This window comes from Xanthomonas sp. 3075, assembly GCF_014197275.1.
GTDB classification, from domain to species: domain Bacteria; phylum Pseudomonadota; class Gammaproteobacteria; order Xanthomonadales; family Xanthomonadaceae; genus Xanthomonas; species Xanthomonas campestris_B.
Genome location: NZ_JACIFI010000013.1, coordinates 15,016 through 35,661, shown reverse-complemented (window position 1 = coordinate 35,661; position 20,646 = coordinate 15,016). Strand labels below are relative to the sequence as shown.

18 protein-coding genes and 1 tRNA gene are annotated in these 20,646 nt (G+C 63.1%); all 19 read right to left on the bottom strand.

Features of this window, described 5'->3' with window-relative positions:
• The 19 genes from GGR62_RS13330 to pheT all read right to left on the bottom strand — a co-directional run bounded on the left by GGR62_RS13330 (position 1) and on the right by pheT (position 20,643).
• The gene (locus GGR62_RS13330) at positions 1–1,032 is read right to left on the bottom strand and encodes a 3-oxoacyl-[acyl-carrier-protein] synthase III C-terminal domain-containing protein (protein WP_184408360.1); all 1,032 of its coding nucleotides are present in this window, start codon (positions 1,030–1,032) and stop codon (positions 1–3) included.
• Between the two features lie 235 nt (positions 1,033–1,267).
• A complete protein-coding gene (locus tag GGR62_RS13325; protein ID WP_184408359.1) occupies positions 1,268–2,284 on the bottom strand; it encodes a TraB/GumN family protein in 1,017 nt (338 codons plus the stop codon).
• An 83-nt stretch (positions 2,285–2,367) separates the two neighbouring features.
• On the bottom strand, positions 2,368–2,829 hold the full coding sequence (locus GGR62_RS13320; protein ID WP_184408358.1) for a cupin domain-containing protein: 462 nt from the start codon (positions 2,827–2,829) through the stop codon (positions 2,368–2,370).
• An 88-nt stretch (positions 2,830–2,917) separates the two neighbouring features.
• Entirely contained in the window at positions 2,918–3,712 is a 795-nt protein-coding gene (locus GGR62_RS13315) for a WecB/TagA/CpsF family glycosyltransferase (RefSeq protein ID WP_184408357.1), read from the bottom strand.
• 4 nt (positions 3,713–3,716) lie between these two features.
• Positions 3,717–4,511: a polysaccharide pyruvyl transferase family protein gene (locus GGR62_RS13310; RefSeq protein WP_184408356.1), complete on the bottom strand. Its 795-nt coding sequence runs from the start codon at positions 4,509–4,511 to the stop codon at positions 3,717–3,719.
• 37 nt (positions 4,512–4,548) lie between these two features.
• On the bottom strand, positions 4,549–5,748 hold the full coding sequence (locus GGR62_RS13305; RefSeq protein WP_184408355.1) for a glycosyltransferase: 1,200 nt from the start codon (positions 5,746–5,748) through the stop codon (positions 4,549–4,551).
• Between the two features lie 67 nt (positions 5,749–5,815).
• Positions 5,816–7,321: a lipopolysaccharide biosynthesis protein gene (locus GGR62_RS13300; RefSeq protein ID WP_184408354.1), complete on the bottom strand. Its 1,506-nt coding sequence runs from the start codon at positions 7,319–7,321 to the stop codon at positions 5,816–5,818.
• Complete coding sequence (locus tag GGR62_RS13295; RefSeq protein WP_184408353.1) at positions 7,318–8,367, bottom strand: glycosyltransferase; 1,050 nt, start codon at positions 8,365–8,367, stop codon at positions 7,318–7,320. Before GGR62_RS13295 ends, GGR62_RS13300 begins: the two co-directional genes overlap by 4 nt.
• Positions 8,364–9,506 (bottom strand): glycosyltransferase family 4 protein, encoded by a 1,143-nt coding sequence (locus GGR62_RS13290; protein WP_184408352.1) that lies wholly within the window; start codon positions 9,504–9,506, stop codon positions 8,364–8,366. Before GGR62_RS13290 ends, GGR62_RS13295 begins: the two co-directional genes overlap by 4 nt.
• A gap of 67 nt (positions 9,507–9,573) precedes the next feature.
• Entirely contained in the window at positions 9,574–10,698 is a 1,125-nt protein-coding gene (locus GGR62_RS13285) for an acyltransferase family protein (protein ID WP_326520263.1), read from the bottom strand.
• Positions 10,676–11,770, bottom strand: coding sequence for an acyltransferase family protein (locus tag GGR62_RS13280; protein WP_184408350.1), 1,095 nt, complete (start codon positions 11,768–11,770; stop codon positions 10,676–10,678). Before GGR62_RS13280 ends, GGR62_RS13285 begins: the two co-directional genes overlap by 23 nt.
• Positions 11,767–13,059 carry a polysaccharide biosynthesis protein GumE gene (locus GGR62_RS13275; RefSeq protein WP_184408349.1) on the bottom strand — a complete coding sequence of 431 codons (1,293 nt, stop codon included), beginning with the start codon at positions 13,057–13,059 and terminating at the stop codon, positions 11,767–11,769. The genes GGR62_RS13280 and GGR62_RS13275 overlap by 4 nt, the downstream gene beginning before the upstream one ends.
• 94 nt (positions 13,060–13,153) lie before the next feature.
• Positions 13,154–14,608: an undecaprenyl-phosphate glucose phosphotransferase gene (locus tag GGR62_RS13270; protein WP_184408348.1), complete on the bottom strand. Its 1,455-nt coding sequence runs from the start codon at positions 14,606–14,608 to the stop codon at positions 13,154–13,156.
• Positions 14,609–14,851: 243 nt separating this feature from the next.
• On the bottom strand, positions 14,852–16,291 hold the full coding sequence (locus GGR62_RS13265) for a GumC family protein (protein ID WP_184408347.1): 1,440 nt from the start codon (positions 16,289–16,291) through the stop codon (positions 14,852–14,854).
• Positions 16,273–16,971 carry a polysaccharide biosynthesis/export family protein gene (locus tag GGR62_RS13260; protein ID WP_184408346.1) on the bottom strand — a complete coding sequence of 233 codons (699 nt, stop codon included), beginning with the start codon at positions 16,969–16,971 and terminating at the stop codon, positions 16,273–16,275. The genes GGR62_RS13265 and GGR62_RS13260 overlap by 19 nt, the downstream gene beginning before the upstream one ends.
• 474 nt (positions 16,972–17,445) lie before the next feature.
• Positions 17,446–17,522: transfer RNA gene (locus tag GGR62_RS13255), tRNA-Pro, on the bottom strand.
• A 60-nt stretch (positions 17,523–17,582) separates the two neighbouring features.
• Positions 17,583–17,939, bottom strand: coding sequence for a MerR family transcriptional regulator (locus GGR62_RS13250; protein ID WP_005995911.1), 357 nt, complete (start codon positions 17,937–17,939; stop codon positions 17,583–17,585).
• Positions 17,920–18,219 carry an integration host factor subunit alpha gene (locus GGR62_RS13245; RefSeq protein ID WP_002811076.1) on the bottom strand — a complete coding sequence of 100 codons (300 nt, stop codon included), beginning with the start codon at positions 18,217–18,219 and terminating at the stop codon, positions 17,920–17,922. Before GGR62_RS13245 ends, GGR62_RS13250 begins: the two co-directional genes overlap by 20 nt.
• A gap of 21 nt (positions 18,220–18,240) precedes the next feature.
• Entirely contained in the window at positions 18,241–20,643 is a 2,403-nt protein-coding gene (gene pheT, locus GGR62_RS13240; RefSeq protein WP_184408345.1) for a phenylalanine--tRNA ligase subunit beta, read from the bottom strand.
• Positions 20,644–20,646 lie beyond the last annotated feature (3 nt).

Genomic DNA, 20,646 nt, shown 5'->3' with positions numbered 1-20,646 from the left:
TCAGTACCGCAACACCATGCCGCCGATCGCCAGCCCGGCGCCGGTGCCCAGCAATGCGAACAGATCGCCACGCTGCAACTGCTGCTCGACCCGCGCGTGATGCAGCGCGTGTGGCAACGACGCGGCAACCTGGTTGCCGGTGGCATGCAGGATGCGCACCACTTGATCGGGACGCAATGCCAGCGCCTGCACCACATGATCCAGGCCGCCGCCGGAGGCTTGATGCGGGACCAGGTAGCGCAATGCCGCCGTGGTGGTCCCGGCATCGCGCAGCAGCTGGTCCCAGAACGCAGGCAGATGCCGCGCGGCAAAGCGGTAGGCGCCGCGTCCATCCATGCGGAACACGCGTGCGGCACCGGGTGCGCTGTCCTCGCCATGCGGATAGCGCGTCCCGCCACCGCGGACACTGCACAGATCGGCGCCATTGCCATAACTGGACAGGCGACTGGACAGCAACGCCGAGCCCTCGTTCGCCGTGCTACGCGCCACCACCACGGCAGCGGCGCCATCGCCGAACAGGCCGGCCGTGGCCGGTGTCGATGCGTCCAACCCGGCCGATGCCACCTCGCTGGAGACGATCAGCACGCGGCGATAGCGGCCAAGAGCCAGCGCATTGGCGGCCATGTCCAGTGCGACCAGAAAGCTCAGGCAGGTTGCGTTGACGTCGAATGCCGGGATACCGGAATCGCCCAGGCCGAGCGCGCGCTGGATCAGCACCGCCTGGCAGGGAATCGGCTGCTCCATGACACCGCATGCCGAGATCAGGCAGTCGATCTGGCTGGCATCGATGCCGGCGCTTGCCAGTGCCTGCTGCGCGGCGGCCGCCCCCATCGATGAGGCGGTCTCGCCCTCGCCCACGTAATGCCGCGTGGCCACGCCCAGGCGCGTGAAGGTGGTGCCCGCCGGCAACTGCCAGCGCTCGTCCAACTGTTGCGAGGTCACCTCCGTCGCAGGAACGTGGCACCCGGTACCCAGAATGCGCAGCGGCAATGCGTTCAACAGGAAGGTCTCATCGGACAAGGCGCGCAGCATACCGTGGCCGGCAGTGGCTGACCCGTTCGGACGTCCCCGGGTGTCGCCTCGCCATTCTCCGGGCGAGGAGGCGAACCACTGGGCCATTGCCTCAACGGAACGGCTGGCTGCGCCCATGTTGCCCGGCCCGTCAGCTGCCTGCAGACGGCGCGCAAGAGACGTCAGGACACCCGGACATGTCGCATGTCGAGCCCACCGGGCTCCCAGACTGCGGCTTTTTACGATCCCTGTTGGCTCAAGGTGCCTCCACCGCGTAGCCCAACGCCTGCAACCGCGCCAGATAGCCGTCCGCTGCCGTCATGCGGCTGATCGGCAGCACCGCGAAGGTGCTGCGATTGCGTTGCAACGCGGTGGTGGCGATGCTCAGCCAGTGCTCGCGCATGCGGCGCTCCAGATCGTCGATGCCGCGCTTCCGGGCGGCGCCGGAGCTGGCCATCGCACTCATGCAGGCCGCCTGCGGATCTTCGCGCGGCAGGTGCCGCAACGCCTCGATATCGCCGACCGACCATGCGTTGGCACGCTCGACCATCGTCGGCAGGTCGCGCTCCACCGTGACCAGGATGCTACGGAAGCACGCGGTATCGTCCATGCCGCCGGCGCGGAATTCCTTGATCGCCTGACGCGGGTCGCTGATCTTGTAGTCCAGTGCCGTGGGCGTCGGCGTGATGCCCGCACGCTTGGCGGCACGCTCCACCACCGACCAGACCAGCGGCGCACGCGCGAGGCCGGAACGCTTGAGTGCTGCCTGATACAACTCACCGGCCGCAAGCATCGGGCGCTTGCGTTCCACGCCACGATCGCTGCCGATATAACGCGCCTTGGCCACGCTCCAGCGCGCATACAGATCGGCCGGCAGCACCTCGCGCAGCTGGCGGCCGTCCTCGTTCTTCATCGCCTTCATCGCCGACGGCAGCAAGGTCAGCTTGCCGAAGAATCCCATGTCCGCATCCACCTGCACGGTCGGCGCCATCAGCACCTGCTGGGACTGGCCGATGATCGCCTCCACCTCGGCCGATTGCCATTGCAGACGCTTCGGCAATGGCGACAAGGTGCCCAGGATCCACAACACATGATCGCCCTTGCTGACCTTCCACAGGCCCGGACCGGGCTGCACGCCGCGCACCACCATCGCTTCCAGATCGACCACCGGCGGTGGCGGCACAGCCGCGTTAGGCGTCGCACTATCGCTGGCTGCCGCCAGCATCGACACCAGCATCAAGCCCGCTCCCCACACCGCTGCCTTGCGTCGCATCGCGTAGTGCCCCCTTGTTTGCGCGGACACTACGCCAAGCCAGCGCGCGCTGCGTTAGCGAAGCGTTCAACGCCGCAGCTCGCTCAGGCACGAACCAGCGTTGCAAGATGCGCCGCCAGGGGCGAGGCAGCATCGAGCAGGGAGAAGCCTTCCCAAACGAATCCCGGCGACACCGTGCAGCCCACCAGGGTGAAGTGGCCGAGCGAGCGCGCCGCCTGCCAGCACCCGGCAGGCACCACCTGCATCGGTTCGCCGCGCTCGGCGGCATCCAGGACCACACGCTGCAATTGCCCGATCGCCTCATCGTAAATCAACAACTCCAGCGCATCGCCCTGCTGCCAATGCCAGCTCTCCTCCGCATCGACGCGATGCCAGGCGCTACGTTCACCGGCGTTGAGCAGGAAGCGGATCGCCGTCAGCGCCGGACGCGCCTGCCCGTTGTCGGCGACCTGACGTGCCGAGGCATAGACACGGCGAAAGTGCCCGCCTTCCGGGTGCGGGGCGAGGTCCAGCGAGCGAATCAGCGCAGCGGCAGTCGGATGCATGGGCGCATGCTAGAGCGGATTACACGTGTCGAGGTGAGTGCGAAGCAGCCGGTGGCCCTTCCAGACAAGCGGGCGCCACCACCGTGGATCAGGGCAGATACTTGCCGGCACGCAGGCAGGTGCGGAAGAACACCAGCAGATCCCAGCTATAGCGCTTGAGCAACCGGCGCGGCTCGTTGAGCAGCCGGTACATCCATTCCATATGCAGGCGCCGCACCCAGTTGGGTGCACGTTTGGCGGTACCGGACAGAAAATCCAGCAGCGCACCCACGCCGAACACCAGCGGCACGCTCAGGGCATGGCTGTGATCGAGAATCCAGCGTTCCTGCAGCGGATTACCGAACGCCACCAGCAATACATCGGCGCCGGAACGATTGATGCGTTCGGCCAGGCCTTCGCCCGCTGCGGCGAACTCGCCATAACCATCGCACATGCCGACCACCTGCTGACCCAGCGTGCCGGTCAGGGTGGCGGCAGCGGTCTTGCCCACACCGGGACGCCCGCCCAGCAGGAAGAACTTGAGCGGTTGTGCGCTCTCGCGGCACAGATACGGAATCAGATCGGTGCCATTGAGATTGCCGGCGAAGCGACGGCCGTGGATCAGCCGCGCCGCCAGGTCCATCCCGATGCCATCGTTGACGATGCGCACGGCGGGCTCGCGCATGCGCATCCGCAGCGCCTGGCACTGCACGATGAAATTGGTATTGGCAAAGAACACCCGACGCGGCTGATGCGCTGCCAGTGCATGAAACAGATCCAGCGCAAAGGCTTCCTGCGTCGTGGACAACACCGGAAATCCGCCGAGTGGAATCACCACACCCGGTGGTACCGCAACGTTGTCGACGCCGGTCGTACCCACATCCGCGCGCTGGCCCTGCATCATCGAATCACCAAAGGTCGTAAGGGAACGCGGCCAGCAACCCGGCCTGCAGTTTTTCCAGATCGAACACGCCGTTGCCGCCCAGATCCAGACACTCTTCCACGCTGTTGCCCGAATGCCACTGCATGCGTCCGGTGCCGTTGTAGTAGTCGTCGTACTTGAAACGATCCTCGCCATTGCCCCAGTCCAGGTACACCGCCGGAATTCCGTACGCTTCGGCAAGAATCAGACCGTGCAGCGAGCTGCTGATCACCAACTCGGCGCCCAGCAATGCGCTCATGAAAGTCGCAGGCTTGACGTTGGGAAACACCAGGTGATCTGCATAGGCGCTGTACTTTTCGACCGGCTCATTGAAGTGCGGGACGATGGCGAAGGGACGCTTCTTCACCGTTCCCAACGCATCGCCGGGAAAGAACATCGGCGTCAGCAGGCCAGGGTCGCCGTAGACCTCGGGCACCGCGATGCCGCGATCCATCAGGAATTTACGCGTTTTCGGCCCACGCACCGCACGCACGTCGAGCGTACTGAAGGTATTGCGCTCGGCGGGAATCTTGCCGTTGATGCCACTGCCCCAGACGGTGTCGCCGTCTTTTGCGAAGTGCAACACCGACCCGATGGCGATCAGCTTCTTGCTCAGATCGCGCTTCTCGATCAGGGTTTTGTCCTGCAAGGAGAGCACACAGGACACGATCACCTTGGACAGGTGATCGCCCATGTTCACGCCAGCGTTCTTGGGCTGCCACCAGAAAAGTGCACGACGTTCTGCATGTTCAATCCATTTCTGCAGCAAGACGTTGGCCATAACTAAGGTGTCTCCTTCTAAAAGTTGAATGCGCCGCTCAATGCGAGAGCGCGGCCTCCGCCGAAGCATGCACGGCTGCGCCGTTCTGTTGCGGGTACAAACGGGTTTCCGGATACGCGCCGGGATTGAGCACGCGATCGGTGGTGTCGGACCAGTTCAAGCACTGCCGGTAACGCACGCGTGGCGCTTCCAGAGCGCGACCGATGGCTGCAATGACCGCGTCAGCGTTACCCGGAGTGTAGCCGAAACGCGACTGATACGGCCCGACGACCGCATTCGGGCACACCGCTGGCAAGCCGAAAAAGTCGTATTGCAGCAGCTTCATCGAACTATCGGCCAGATAGACCGGCACCTGCTCGGATGCATACGGTGCGATGCCGAAACGGGCGTGCTTGATGTAGCCGATGGTCTCGGCATGCTTCATCTCGCCGTACACGATCACGTTATCGCCATAGCCGGGATGACGGCCCATGCCCGAGCCGATCACATGGAAGGTGACGTGCGGAAACGCCTTGCTGGCAACGACGAAGAAATCCGGATCGAACAACATCGAGCCCACCGCAACGGCGTGGATGCCCTCGCCGTAGGGAGACGGATCGCCCAACTGGTCCAGGTTGTGATCCACGCCGTGACCGACGTGATAGACGTTGTCGCGGCTGGCAACTTCTTCGGCCATCGCCGGCGACACCAGCGCGATCACATCCAGCGTGGGCGCCACGCGGTCGAACTCGCGCTCGATATAGGACGCCACGTTGATCGTGCTCAGCCCATCGGAAGCGCGATACACCAGCTTTGCCGCCGGGTTGATGCGCTTGGCCAGCTCGATGAAGGCCACGGCGATACCGCTTTCGAACACGATCACATCCGCCTCGCGCATCCAGTCCAGCAGCTGGCGCGGCGGATGCGCGGCGTACCACCGGAACATCGCATCTTCGACCGAACGCAGCCACGCGCGGCGCGTGTTGAACGGATGCACGGTCGTCCGCCACAGATAGCAATCGACACCCTTGTGCGACACCACCGTATTTGCGGTGGCGTCCAGCGGCAGCCGCATATCGCCCTTCATGCGCGACAACCGGCTATAACGCAGCGAAAAGAAGCGCGTCGTCCCGCGTAGCGCGAGTTGGTCGGTGATGAAGTGGATATTGGCGCGACGTGGCGTGCGGTAATCGTGAGCGGACAAGACCAGATAGCAAGGCCGGCGAATGCCGGAAGCGGCGGCGGAGGTGTCGCTCATGGGCCGTGTCCTATGAATGAATGAAAGAAAGCATGACCGAACGCAGGCGAAGACATTGTCGATCTCATCAGCGTGCCTTGGCTTGTTTCAACAACTTGCGAATATTGAGGATGGAGATCACGTCGCGGCGGAAAGCCGGCCAGATCGCCAACGCCAGCAGGCACACTGCCGCCATGGCCACCGCACCGGCGGCCAGTTGTTCCCAGAGCGGGCCACCGACCGTGATCGATGCGTAGTACGCGCAAGCACCGGCCACGCCATAGGCCAGCATCGCGCGCACGGCATTGTTGAACAACGCCCCTACCGGGGTGTCGGAAATCCTGCCGACCCAGACCAACGACAACGGCCAGGTCACGAGCAGACCGAACGAATAGCCGATCGCCACGCCCATCGCGCCCCAGTGCGAGCCGACAAAGATGCAGCCGATCAGCACGATGCGGCTGACCAGCGAAAACAGCAGCTGCGCGCGCATCAAGCCTCTGGCAAGAAACACCCAGTAGGTGGCATAGGACGCGGTCTGGAAAATGCCGCCCAGCGTCAGCACCTGGAACAACGGGACCGCCTCGCGCCACTGTTCGCCGAGCACCAGCACGATCAGCGGCATCGCCAGCGCACAGGCGAACGCGAACAGTGCCACGATCAAATGCACCATCACCGTCTGCCCACGCAGCAGGAACGCGCTGAAGCGCTCGCGATCGTCCTGCAGCTGCGACAGCACCGGCAACGCCACGCTGGTGGCAGGCGCATTGATCTGGTTCAACGGCATCATCAGCAACTGGAAGGCGCGGTTGTACAGACCCAGCGCATCCGGGCCGGTGCGCCACCCGATGATCACCTGGCCCACGTTGCGGCTGGCATATCCCAGCAGCTGCGCAGCCATCAGGTTCCAGCCGAAGCTCATAAAGTCGCGCATTGGCGCGGCGCGCTGATACCCGCCCGGCAACCAGCGTGCGCAGCTTGCGGCGATGACAAAATTGACCAGCGCCTGCACGACCTGCTGCACCACCAGCGCCCAATAGCCCCAGCCCAGCAATGCGGCAGCAACGGCCGCGCACAGGCCCAGCACCTGCGATCCCACGTCGCTGAGCGCAACCTGCCCGAAACGCAGATCGCGGCTCAGATGCGCGCGGTACTGCGTAGTCATGCCGTTGATCAGGAAGGTGACCGCCAGCGCCTGGGAAATCGTCACCAGCGCCGGTTCGTTGTAGAAGTTCGCAATCACATGCGCCGATGCGAACACCAGCACCGACAGCAACAAGCCGATGCCGCTGTTGATCCAGAACAGGTTGTCGCGCTGTTCGCGGCTGACATGCTTGGCCTGTACCGCAGCGGCGGACAGGCCGAAATCCCGCAGGATTTCGGCAGCACCGACGATCGCGGTCACCATGGCCATCAGGCCGTAGTCATAAGGCGTCAGCAACCGCGCCAGCAGGATGATGCCGCCGAACTGCACGACCATCTTCGACGACTGGCCGATCATGGTCACCGCTGCGCCACCGGCAGCGCGCGAGCCGAGGCTGCGCTGTGGTGGTGGCGGCGTGGAAGATGTCGTCGGCGGGGTCTGTGTGGTCACAGCGCGAGATCTCCATCCTGGCCGAGCGCTTCCAGATAGGTGCGGTAATGCAACTGCCCGATCCGCGGCCAGTCACGCTGCGACAGATCCGGCGCAGGCCCACGCGGCGCCGCGCGAACCTTGTCCAGCATGCCGGTCAGCAACGCCGCATCGAACTCGCCTTCGTAGAGAAACACCCAGCCAGGGCCGACCTCCTCGGCGATGGCGGCATTGGATTCGCTCCACGGCGCCAACACCGGACGTGCCAGCGACAACGCCAGCAGCAGCGTGCCGGAGTTGTGCATCTGCCGATACGGCAACACCACCAGCTCTGCTGCGCTGACTTCGCGCGCCAGTACCGGTTCTTCGACATAGGCCAGCAATGCGCTGACGCGTGGGTCCTGTGCGCAGGCTTCCTCGACCAGGGTCCGCATCTGTGGCGTCGCCGGGTTACCGACGATGCGTAGGTTCAACCGCGGATCGTTCACCTTGCCCATGACCTCCAGCAAGGTCTCCACGCCCTTGTACGGACGGATCAGACCGAAGTGCAGCAACCGCCCCGGAACCGGGCTTCCCTGCTCCATCTTCGCGAACCAGTCGCGATAGTGACCGTGCAGGATGGTGTCGGTGAACGGCGGACGCGGTGGCGTGGTCGCGTTGATGCGGATCCAGCGGCGCGTCAGGCGGTCGATCCAGCGCAACAGGCTGCGCTCGCGCCAACCACGATCTTCGTGCGGCGCCAGATTGTGCAAGGTGCGGACCACCGGTGTGCCGGTCAGTTGCAGTTTGAGCAGCAACAGTGCCGCGCACACCTGCTTGGCCAACGTGCCCGCCGCGCTCGGATGGCGCAGCAGATACTCCGGCCAATGCAGATGCAGCACGTCGTAGCGCGACAGCAGCGCATCGCGCATCGAAAAGAAACGCAGCTGCACCGCATCGGGCAACGCGTCATAGAGCTGGGTTAGATACGGATTGGTGCTGGCGTTGGGTTTTTCGGTGGAAAACAGCACCGTGACCTGCGGCTTGGTTGCCGCACGGGGTATCGATGGGGACGCGAGCGCGCTCATCGCACTGCCTCCTGCGGGCGACGCGTGCCCAGCGCCGTGTGATATTCGTCGATATAGCGCCCGACCACATGCTTCCAGTCGTAGCGGCTCACGTAGGCCATCGACGCCGCACGCCGCGTGTGGAAGTCGGCATCGGCCTGCAGCGCAAGCGCCTGCACCTGATCTGCGGCAACCGCGATCTTGTCGCGATTGACGATCACGCCCTGCGCCGACTCAGTGGCAAGCCGCACGAACGGCGGGATATCGCTGAGGATCGGGATCAGCCCCGCGCTCATCGCCTCGACCGCCGCAATGCCAAACCCTTCATGCCGCGACAGGCACACGAAGAACTGCGCCTGCTGCATCAACGCACGCAGCTGTTCCTGCGACGGCGACATGCTCAGCTGCACCTTGTCCTGTAGCCCACGCTCGGCGATCGCCTTGCGCAGGTCGGCCTCGTTCAAATCGTATTCGCGGCCGGCAATGATCAGCCGCCATTGCGGGTCGCGCGTGAGTGCAGCCTGCAGCAACTCCAGCGTTTCGATCAGCCCCTTGTTCACCGACCAACGCCCGAAGTAGAGCATCGTCCGGCCGGGCACCGTCGCGCCCTGCCCGGCATACTTCTCCACGTCCACCCCGTTCTCGATCACCCGCAAACGCGCCGGCGCAACCACTTTTGCGAACAGATCGCCATCGTTTTCGCTGGTGGCGATCACTCGTGCATAGGCCAACGCAGAGGCCCGCGTCAGGGTCTGGAACCAGACCTGCTTCATGCGCGATGCGTACGCGGTATGAAAGAACCCGCCGTGCGTGGAGACCACCATCGGCTTGCCGTGCAGCGGCTTGGTCAACGCAAGATAGTCGTAGAAAAAATCGATGCCATGCAAATGCACCAGGTCCGCCGAGCGAATCGCACCCAGCACCGACGGCGCCAGCGGATAACGCGACGAACCGCGATAGCCGATACGGCGGATCGGCAAGCCTTCAAACGTTTCCTGCGCAGCAAGCTGCGCGCCGGGGTCGGTGAACACACGATCCAACGTGACGACCTCTACCGTATCGGCGCTATTGGCCTGATGCTGGCGAGCCACATTGAGAACGACTTCCTCCATACCCCCGATCGAGGGGTGGAATTGGCGGACGACATGCACCACTTTCATTACGCCAATCTCCTTTGCCAACGACACACACTTGATTGCTGCGACGGCTGATGATTCTGGAAGTGCATCATTTCCCTTTCAATCCCAACATCCACGGCGCGATTCGCACCAATACCGCACGCATCGGGACGCACGCGGCAACGGCAACCACGCAGAGCCCCATCGCCCAGATCGGCGTACCGATCACATGGCGATCGATCACCCCCGTTCGCGCCACCACACTGGTGACCACCAAGAACACCAGCGTATGCGTACACAGGATCAGCAAGGTGTTGGTGCCAATCCACTGCACCCAGCGCCAGTGCCGGATGAAATACGCCACACACAAGGTCATCGCGGTTCCCAGCAGGCTGACCAGCAAGAACACTGCGGCCGACTGCCCGAACTGCAGATTGTTGACGTCCACCTGCCCGTTCGCAGCGGCCAGCCACCACCACGTCACAGCCACCACAGGCAATGCCGCTGCCCAGACGCGCATGCCAAGCGAGCGCAGCGCATCGGCAAAGCGCGACAGCCAACCACCGATGGCGATGAAGAACAGTGCGACGGGCAAGACGTCCAACGCAAACGGTAACCGCAGATGCAGCGACGGAAACCAACCAGCCCACACCAACGCGAGTGGCACGCTGAGCACGGCAACCATGGCCGTGCTGAGGCGTGCACGCAGCGCAATGTAGGCGAGCGTTGTGACAAACAGCGCAGGCAGGAACCACAGCGCAGGAAGCACATACAAGCTGGAGCCATTGGACCAGAACAGCCCGGCGAACGGGTCCCACCAGGAGTGCGCATTGGGTTGATGCAGCGCGCCGTTGAGCGCGGCGGTCAGCAACCAGTACCCATACGCCACCAGGAAGAAGGCCAGGTAAGGAAGCAGCAACGTCCGCGCCAGTTTTTGCGTCGTCGCGACGTTGAGTGCGCGGCTGCCAAAACGTTCGCCGACCCAGCCGGAAAGCACAAAGAACAACGGCACGTGGAAACTGTAGGCGAACAACTTGTACGCCGGCGGCATCCCGCTGGCGTGCCCCAACATCACCAGAACGATGGCGAGCGCCTTGGCGGCATCGATCTGCCAGTCGCGCGTCAACGCGGGCGCCGGCCCGGCTTTTGCTGGAGCACTGTTGTGTCCGGCGTTGGCGGAATACGCTGCGGTGGTCATGCTGCGGCGCCGGTCATGCCGCCACCGGGCGCGCACCCAAGGTCCACGGCGCAAAGCGCATCAGCAACCAGCGCAACGGAACGCACGCAGCCAACGCGAACACCGTGACGAACACCGCCCAGCCCAGCCCGGGACGCCAGGCACCGAAGATGCCCGACACGGCGGCAACGCCGGACAACACAAAGAACACCAGCATGTGCGTGCACAAGATCAGCAAGGTGTTGCGGCCGATCCACTGCACCCACGCCCAGCCCTGTACCAATCGTGCAGCGCAGATCACCATCAACGAACCCAGCACTGCACTCAGCACGAACGCGGCGTGGTCACGGCCAAATTCCAGCATATTGACGTCGATGCGTCCGTTGGTCTGGGCAAGCCACACCACCGGCAGCGCCAACAGCACCGTTGCCAGCGCACTGCCCGGCAAGGACGTCGGCAGACGCGGCGAGAGATAGATCAACAAGGCGCCAAGTGCGTAGAAACACAACGACACCGGCAACACGTCCAGTCCGAAGAACAGCCGCAGCTGCTGCGCCGGAAACCAGCCCATCCACAACCACGCCAGTAGCAACGATGCCAGCGCGATCACCATCGGCGACATCCACCGGCGTAGCAGCGCGTAACCGATCACCGTCACCAACATCACCGGCAGAAACCACAGGGGCGGCTGCACATACAGGTCCGGGCCGATGCCGGTGAACATCGAAACGATCGGCTCCCACCACGGGTGACTGCCCCAGCGGGCGGCCTTCTCGCCGATGTTGCGGGTCAGCAACCAGTAAACGTAACCCAATAGATAGAACGTCGCATACGGCACCAACAGACTGCGTGCATGCCGGCTCAGTGAACGCCGGTCAAGCCCGGTGGTGCGTGAGGCATAGCCGGATGCCAGCCAGCCGGACACCAGGAAGAACAGCGGCACATGGAAGCTGTACGCAAACAAGGTCATGCCGTGCGGCACGCCCTTGGCATGGCAGAACACCACCAGCAGGATGGCGATGGCCTTGGTGGCATCGATGCGTGGATCACGCGCACGTCCAGTGGTCGCGACATGCGCGCCAGCCGTCGGCGCTGCCGACGATTGCGTTTGCATCGCCGCTACGCTCACCGCGCCCCTCCCGCAGGCAATGGCAACTGCGCGCCATCTGCCGTTGGATCGTCCTTGATCAGCGTGCCAGGTGTACCCGTCGCCGCAGACCAGGTCGGCAGCATGTGCCACAGGTAGCCGCAGACGAACCACCACAGCGCCGAGGTCTTGATCGAGAAGTAGCCGTTGGACACCAGCAGACTCAGCGCAAATGCAAAGATGGCCAGGTTCTTGAACAGCTGCCCCTCCTTGCTCGGCATCAGCAACAGGAACGAGTAAGACAGCAGGAATGCCAGCACGCCGACGATCGACTGCGATGCAATGAAATACGCAATGCCGCTATCGAAGTAGCGATACGCCTGCGCAAAATCCAGACCCATCCAGGACTCGAACGACAGGTTGTTCATCGAGTAAACGGTGAAGAACACCCGCCCCATCGTGGTGTCCTGATAGGCGGTGATTCCGGTCATCCACACCAGCAACCACGCCGTCATGATCACCAGCAGGAACACCAGGAACGCCAATCGCTGATCCAGGCGTTTCAATAGCGGCGTCAACAGGACCATCAGCACGCAGGTGCCCGCAGCCAGGCGTCCATCCGAGGCCACGACCATGAAACCGATCAGTCCCACCGACAGGATCAGCATCGATGGCCGCATCCAGCGCCAGAACACCAGCAGGATGGCGGTGAAGAAGCAGATGTAGTTACCCATCGTCACCGGCTCGATGAACATCGAGGAGGCACGTGGAAGATTGGAGCCAGGCAAAAAATTACGCTCGCCCGGGCGCGTCGCACTGACGAACAGATTGCTGTCTTCGTTCCAGAAGCCCTCGGCGCTCATGCCGCGCGCATTGACGAAGAAGCTCTTGGGGTTGACCAGATCGCCGTATGCGGTGGGCATTGCCAATTCGAACGCAGCCACCAGCGACACGATGATGGTCATGCGCAAGAACAACTTGGGCACCGACCCCGTGTAGGCAGACCCCAGCACGACAAAAGCAAACACCACCAATGCGTCGCGGAAGAACTTCGGGTCGATCTCCCAGTTCACCAGGAAACGCACGAACATCAGGGTGACAATCAGCCCCAATCCGCTGACGATCAACGCGATGCGCTTTCGGCTCAGCGAGCCGAGGCCGAGCAGAAAGCAGGCCGCGTAGACCATGAACTCGACTGCATAAGTGACCACCGGGCGGACGGTGAATACGTTCGCGTTGATCAACGCCAGTACAAGGTTGTAACCCACGCCGACCAGGAGCGTCAGCTCGATCAGCAGGTTGTGCAGGCGCACGCGCGTTGCATCGCTCATTCGGATCAGCATGCAGACGCCTGCTTGAAAAGGGCGGCTGCAATGCAGCCGCCCGCAGCGCCGGACGCGCCAAGTCGCACGCTCCCCGCCATCATCAGTACGCGGTCTTCTGTCCGAGCACCCGCACCGCGGTGAGCACGATGATGCGGATATCCAGCCACAGCGACCAACGACGGATGTAATCGAGGTCGTACTGGATACGCTTCTTCATCGTCCGCAGCTCGGGCGTTTCGCCACGGAAGCCGTTGACCTGCGCCCAACCGGTGATGCCCGGCTTGACGTAATGGCGCTGCATGTAGTGATTGATCAGCTTTTCGTAATGGGTATTGTGCTGCGCGGCATGCGGACGCGGACCGACGATCGACATGCTGCCACCGAGCACGTTGAAGATCTGCGGCAACTCGTCCAGGCTGCTGCGGCGCAGGAACGCACCGAACCGGGTGATACGGGTGTCGTTCTTGGTCGCCTGCTGGATGGTGGTGCCATGATCGTCATGCACGCGCATCGAGCGGAACTTGAACATATAGAACTCACGACCACCCAACCCATGGCGGCGCTGACGGAAGAACACCGGACCGGGCGAGCTCATCTTGACGCCCACTGCAATCGCAGCCATCAGCGGCCAGAGGCCCATCAACGCGATCACGGCCAGGATCTTGTCCTGCAATGCCTTGGCAACCACGAAGTAGTTGTCGCGATCGACACCGCCCTGGCGCAGGTTGATCACCGGCACGTTGCCGATCTGCTCACCGGATTGATTCAACAGGCCGAAGTCGAACAGGTCCGGCACCAGCTTCACGTTGATCGGATAACGATCCAGACGCTGCAGCAGCTGCTTGATGTGATCGCGCTCGCCCAGCGGCAGCGAAATCCACACCTGCTCGACCTGGTTGTCCTTCAGATACTCGATCAACGCGTCCGGGTCGCCCAGACACGGCAGCGACTGGCGCTGCTCGGTCACGGCGATGTCGTAAGGCGTGCGGAAATAACCGACCAGGTTCATGCCGACCCACGGATTACGGCTCAGGTAGTGATTGATCTTCATCACCGGATGGCGCAGACCGACCACCACCACACGCTGTACGTCCACGCCCTGGGTGCGCAGATGGTTCAAGAAACCGCGCAGCAAGGTGCGCGCCGCCACCAGCGATGCCAGACCGCCGACAAACCACAGCCCGATCCAGCCGCGCGACACCTGCTCGCCGACCTGCACGATCAGCGCGTGCACCGCAAACAGCGCGAACACGCCGCCGAACGCACCACCGAGCACCATCAGCTCGCTCAACAGTCCGCGCCCGCGCCAGCTGCGATACAACGGGAACAACGCAAAGCAGATCACCGAGTACAGCAGCGTGGTGGCGATGGCGACCCGGTACGGTGCCGCAGGCACCCAGGAGCCGAAGACGATACGGTAGGCAATCAGCCCGGAGACCACGACCATGGTCAGGTCGAAGACGCGCAGGACCAGATCGGCCGCAGCCGAGTATTTCGACAACAGGCGCGGCGAGGATGTCGTGTAGGTCGCGCTACTCAAGTCTGCCAAAAGCATGGGGATGTCCTCCAAACCCGATACGGCGCATGCGGGGGAACATGCGAAACGCAAGCGAGCTTTCAATCATCTCCGCCGGGTGATCACCGCGGTAATACTTACCGACCCCAGATCACTCGACAGCCATTTGTTTCAACAGAGACAAACTTTCAAACGAAGGAGCCCAGAACATACGGGATCCGACCTTTTCCACGCTGAATCAGTTGTCACTTAAATTAACCACCGTTCTGGAACGGCGCATTCTCAGTTCAACCGCGTTTCCGCCGTATTACCGCGCAGGAAGTAACGCACAAGCGCCACCGCCACACCCAGGAATACGCCAAAGATGAAGCCCAAAGCGAGGTTCAATTTGATTTTCGGCGAGGTCTTCGACGTAGGCACATCTGCGGTATCGACGATGGTCACGTTGTTGGCTGCAATGTTGCCGGCCACACCGATCTCCTTGTAGCGCTGCAGGAGCGCATCGTAGAGCTGGCGGTTGGTATCGACGTCGCGCTTGAGCATGTTGTAGTGGATGCTGCGGCTCTGCAGATCCAGTTCGCTGTTGCGCAGACCGGCAATACGTTGGTTGAGCAGTTCTTCCTGATGCACCGACGCGTCGTAGGTCGCCTTCAGCGACTGGCGGATGTTGATCACCTCGCCATTGATCTGACGACGCGATTCTTCGATCTGCGCTTTGAGGCGCTGCATTTCCGGGTAATCGGGCTTGAAGGTCGACAGCTTCTGCTGATACTCGGTGGTCAGACGGATCTGTTCGCCGCGCAGGCTCTGGATGAGCGGATTGCTGAGTACCTGCGGCAGCGACATAGAATCGCCGCTCGCAGCCTGGCGCCACGCCGCCTCGGCCTTGATGCGGGTGTCCTGCGCCGATGCCAGCAACGCGTTGAGGTCGGTCAGGTTCTGAGCAGGCAACGAGGGCTTGTCATCGCCCACCGACACGATCTGCTCCTCGGTCGAGTAGGAGACCAGGTTCTTCTCGGAGTCTTCGACCTTGGCGCGCAACTGCTCCAGACGTTCGGCCAGAAACTGGGTCGCGAACGAAGACGCCTTCATGCGGCGCTCCTGGGTGCTGACGATGAACACCTTGGGATAGGTGTTGGCGATCTTGGCTGCCAGCACCGGGTCGGGCGAATCGTAGTTGACGTACACCAGGCGCGAATTGAGGATCGGCTCGACCACCAGTCCGGCCAGCAGGGTATCGGTGAGGCTGCGCTCGACGATCGCCTGACGCGAGTCCAACGACTTGCCGGCTTCCGGATTCTTGGCGGCCGCCTTTTCCAGCGCTTCCTCGACCTGCTCCTTGAAGGCCGGCTCCTGATCGAGCTTGGCTTCGCGAATCACCGCGCGCGCCAGCGAACGGCTCTGCAGCAACTGGTACTGGGTCTGGTAAAAGTCACGATCCTGCGGCGACTCCACCGGCATCAGGTTCGCCACGTTCACCACGTTGAGCGAGTCGCGCTCGATCTGCAGCGTGCTGGTGGCACGGTACTTCTCGGGCATCAGCAAGGTGACGCCAAGCGCCAGCAACACCGCACCCAGGATGATCAGAAGGATCAACCAGCGCTGCGACACCAAGGCGCGCCAGTAGTCGAGCAGGCTCACATCCGCCAGCTCGAGATGCCCGTGACGATGAGACGAAGAGGAACGATTGTCGGAATTCATACTCATCGGTAAGCGCGCCACACCATCACAAGAGGAGTCAGTTCCAGCATGGTGCGCAACCAAACGCGCGCATCCGAGCGGTACACCACGATAATGTCGCCGCCGTAAATCTCAGGATCGGGATTGGCTCCCTTCTCGATCTCGGTCAGGTCGAATCGCGCAATCATCTTTTGCCCGTTGACCATGCGGAATACGATGACGTTGCCACGGCTGGCCACCGTACTCACGCCCTTGGCCTGGGCAATGGCTTGCTGCAGGGTGAGGTTGGAGCCGATCACCGGGTAGATGCCCGGCTCGTCGACCGCGCCGGTCACGGTGACGCGACGGCCATTGGACTCCTGCACGAACACCGACACCTGCGGATTCTGCAGGTAGCCGGAGCGGTAGCGGTCGGCCACGATCTTTTCAAATTCACCCACACCCATGCCGGCGGCGTTGATGTCGCCGATCAGCGGCAACGAGATATGGCCGTTCTGATCGATGCGGACCTGACGCTCCAGATCATCGATCTGGAACACCTTGACCAGCAGCAAGTCGCCTGGGGAGAGTCGGTACTCGGGCTGCACAGCGGACATTGCGAGCGGGTCGGGAAGCGGCAATGACGACGCCATGCCCTTCCCGGTGCTGCAAGCGCCCAGTGTCATCGAGCAGATCAACGCCAGGCTGATACCTTGGCAGAATCGTCCGATCAGTTTCTTCATGCGTGTGGCTGGCTGCCTCGGTTGGGTGGGACAGGACCTCGCGCAGCATTCAACCGGCCAAACGCGCCAGCACGAACGTACGACAGAGAGTTGCTTCCCGAGCAGATCGGGATCACGACAGGTGTGACGTGTTGCAGTGCACTATGGCATAGAACCAACGCATCGCAAGCTGCCGCACGCCATTTTTTTGACGGCGTTGGACCATTGATTCAAGTTCGTCATTGCCGCGTTAACAGAACGTGATCCAGATCGGGATTCAACCGCAATGATTCGGAGCATTTTCTGACACTTAGCAGCATTCCGTGAACCAGGTCCATCGCGGATTCAGCTGCACAGGAACGGTCTCTACAGAACGGATCCCGCATGGCTCCACTATGCCGATCCGCATACTAAGTCACCCGTATGACAACCCGGAAACATCGTGCTGCGTCGCAACAAAAAAGCCCACGTCCGTGAAGACATGGGCCTTGTGTTTGGTCGGGGTAGCCGGATTCGAACCGACGACCACTAGTCCCCCAGACTAGTGCGCTACCAGGCTGCGCTATACCCCGAAGATGCTGCATCCGCCGCGAGGGCGGCCTGCGAGTATAGCGGCTTTGTGAAGCGTTTTCCTAGCGTCGCAGCAGTTGCAGCACTTCTTCCAGTTCCATGCGCACCTGCTTGATGATCTGATTGCTCAATGCCGACTCGCTCTTGGCACCATCGCCTTCCAGACGCAGACGCGCGCCACCGATGGTGTAGCCCTGCTCGTAGAGCAGGCCACGAATCTGCCGCACCATCAGCACGTCGTGGCGCTGGTAGTAGCGTCGATTGCCGCGGCGCTTGACCGGCTCCAGGCTCGGAAACTCGGTTTCCCAATAGCGCAGCACGTGCGGTTTGACGTCGCACAACTCGCTGACCTCGCCGATGGTGAAGTAGCGCTTGGCCGGAATCGGCGGTAGCTCGCGATTACTGCCCGGATCCAGCATAAGCCTCCACCCGCTCCTTGAGCTTCTGGCCAGGACGGAAGGTCACCACCGTGCGTGCCGAAATCGGAATTTCTTCGCCGGTCTTGGGGTTGCGACCGGGCCGTTGATTCTTGCGCCGCAGATCGAAGTTGCCGAACCCGGACAGCTTCACCTGACGGCCCTGCTCCAGCGCATCGCGCAGCACATCGAAAAACGCATCGACAAATTCCTTTGCCTCGCGCTTGTTCAGACCGACCTCGTCGAACAGACGTTCGGCCATCTCCGCTTTCGTCAATGCCATGCCAATCCCCTGGTTACCGCCTCAACTCCGGATCCGGGCGCGGTGCTCGCGCTCGATCGCGGCCACCACATCGGTAACGACCGCATCCACGTCCCGGTCGGTGAGAGTGCGCGAGTTATCCTGCAAAATCAAGCCCATAGCCAGACTCTTGAAACCTGGCTCGACCCCCTGCCCGACATAACGGTCGAACAGCTGCACCTCGCGCAACAACGGCCCCACCGAGGTGCGTACGCTGGCCGACAGCGCCGCCCAGCTCACCTCTTCCGGCACCAGGAAGGCCAGATCGCGGCGCACCGATGGGAACCGCGACAGTTCGCCGGCGCGCGGCAGCGCACGCTGCACCAGCGGGGCAAGCTGCAGCTCGAATGCGATCACGTCCACGTCGATGTCCAGCGCCTTGGCCAGGCGCGGGTGCACCTGCCCGATCCAGCCGATGCGCACGCCGTCGCGATGGATATCGGCCGAGCGCCCCGGGTGCCCGAACGGCTCGGTGGAAGGCTGGAACTCCAGCACCGCACCACTGGCCGCAGCCAGCGCCATCAGGTCGCCCTTCAGGTCATGGAAGTCCACCTTGCGCGCGGGTTCGCCCCATTGCAGCGCCAAGGCATCGCCACAGACGGCAGCGGCGACATGCTGCGCCTCCAGCGGCGCGGCGCCGGTGTCGGCAGCCGCCGCGAACACCTTGCCCAATTCGAACAGGCGCACGCGCCCGGCCTGGCGGGCGGCGTTGCGGCCCAGTGTCGCCACCAGGCCCGGCAACAGGCGCGGACGCATGATCGCAAGCTCGGCACTGAGCGGATTGGCCAACGGCACCAGGCCATCGGCCAGCTTCCAGCGCTCCAGCAACGTGGCATCGACGAAGGCGTAATTGATGGTTTCCTGCAGCTCGCGCGCCACCAGCTGGCGTCGCACGCTGAGCTCATCGAGCTGGGTCTCGCTCGGCATGGCGATGCGACTGGCACCGCCAGGCAATGTGGTCGGTACCCGGTCGTACCCGTGAATCCGCGCCAGCTCTTCGATCAGATCCTCTTCGATGGCGATATCGAAGCGGCGGCTCGGCGCCATCACCTGCCAGCCTTCGGCCACCGCCTCGAGCTGCATGCCGAGCGCGCTCAGAATGCGCACAACCTCGGCATCGTCGATCTGGATGCCGAGCACGCGCGCGATCCGCGCACGCCGCAGCAGGATGCGCGCCGGCTGCGGCAGATGCTGCGGCAATTGCGCATGCACGACCGGGCCCGGCGTGCCGCCCGCAAGTTCCAGCACCAACCGCGTGGCCACCTCGATCGCTTGCGGCGGCAATGCTGGATCCACACCGCGCTCGAAGCGATGGCCGGCATCGGTATGCAGGCCTAACTTGCGGCCACGGCCCATGATCGCGGCCGGGTCGAAGTACGCGGCCTCAATGAACACATCGCGGGTGGCATCGTCGACTTTTGTATCCTCCCCGCCCATGATTCCCGCCAGTCCGATCGCACGCTCCTTGCCTGCGACCCCACCGAAATCAGAGATCACTAGGAATTCCCTCCCCGTCCCCAGACCGGCGAGCTGGCCATTCAGCAGCATCAGAGCCTCGTTAGAGTGCGAACGGCGCACACTGATCGGGCCGGAAAGTTTATCCAGGTCGTAGGCATGCATCGGCTGGCCCAGTTCCAGCATCACGTACTGGGTGATATCCACCAGCAGCGAGACCGGCCGCACACCGCTGCGGCGCAGCCGCTCGGCCAACCACACTGGCGTTTTGGCCGCCGGGTCGATGCCTTCGATCACACGCCCGCAATAACGCGGCGCCTCGCTGCCGGCATGCAATTCCACCGCCAGCGTGCGCATCGACACCGGCGCTACCGCAGCCGCATCGAAGGCCACCACTTGGCTGGCGCATGCGGCCGCCACATCGAAGGCGATGCCGCGCACGCTGAAACAATCGGCGCGATTGGGCGTGAGTTTGATCTCGATGCTGGCGTCGGGCAGCCCCAGATACTCGGCCAGCGCCTGACCCACCGGCGCATCGTCCGGCAACTCGAACAGCCCGGACGCATCGCTATCAAGCCCCAGCTCCTTGGCCGAACACAACATGCCATTGGACGCCACCCCGCGCAGCTTGGCGGCAGTGATGGTCAGCTCGCCGATCCGCGCACCGACCAGCGCCAACGGCGCTACCAGACCGGCGCGCGCATTGGGCGCGCCACACACGATCTGCAGCAACTCGCCCTGCCCTGCATCGACGCTGCACACCTGCAAACGATCGGCTTCCGGGTGACGCACCGCCGCGACAATGCGCGCTACCACCACTTGACCCAGGGCCTCGCCCAATGGCGTGACCTCTTCGACCTCCAGACCGATCGCCGTCAGCGTCGCGGCAAGCTCGTCGCGGGTCGCCTGGATGGGAACGTGGCTGCGCAGCCAATTTTCAGAGAATTTCATGAG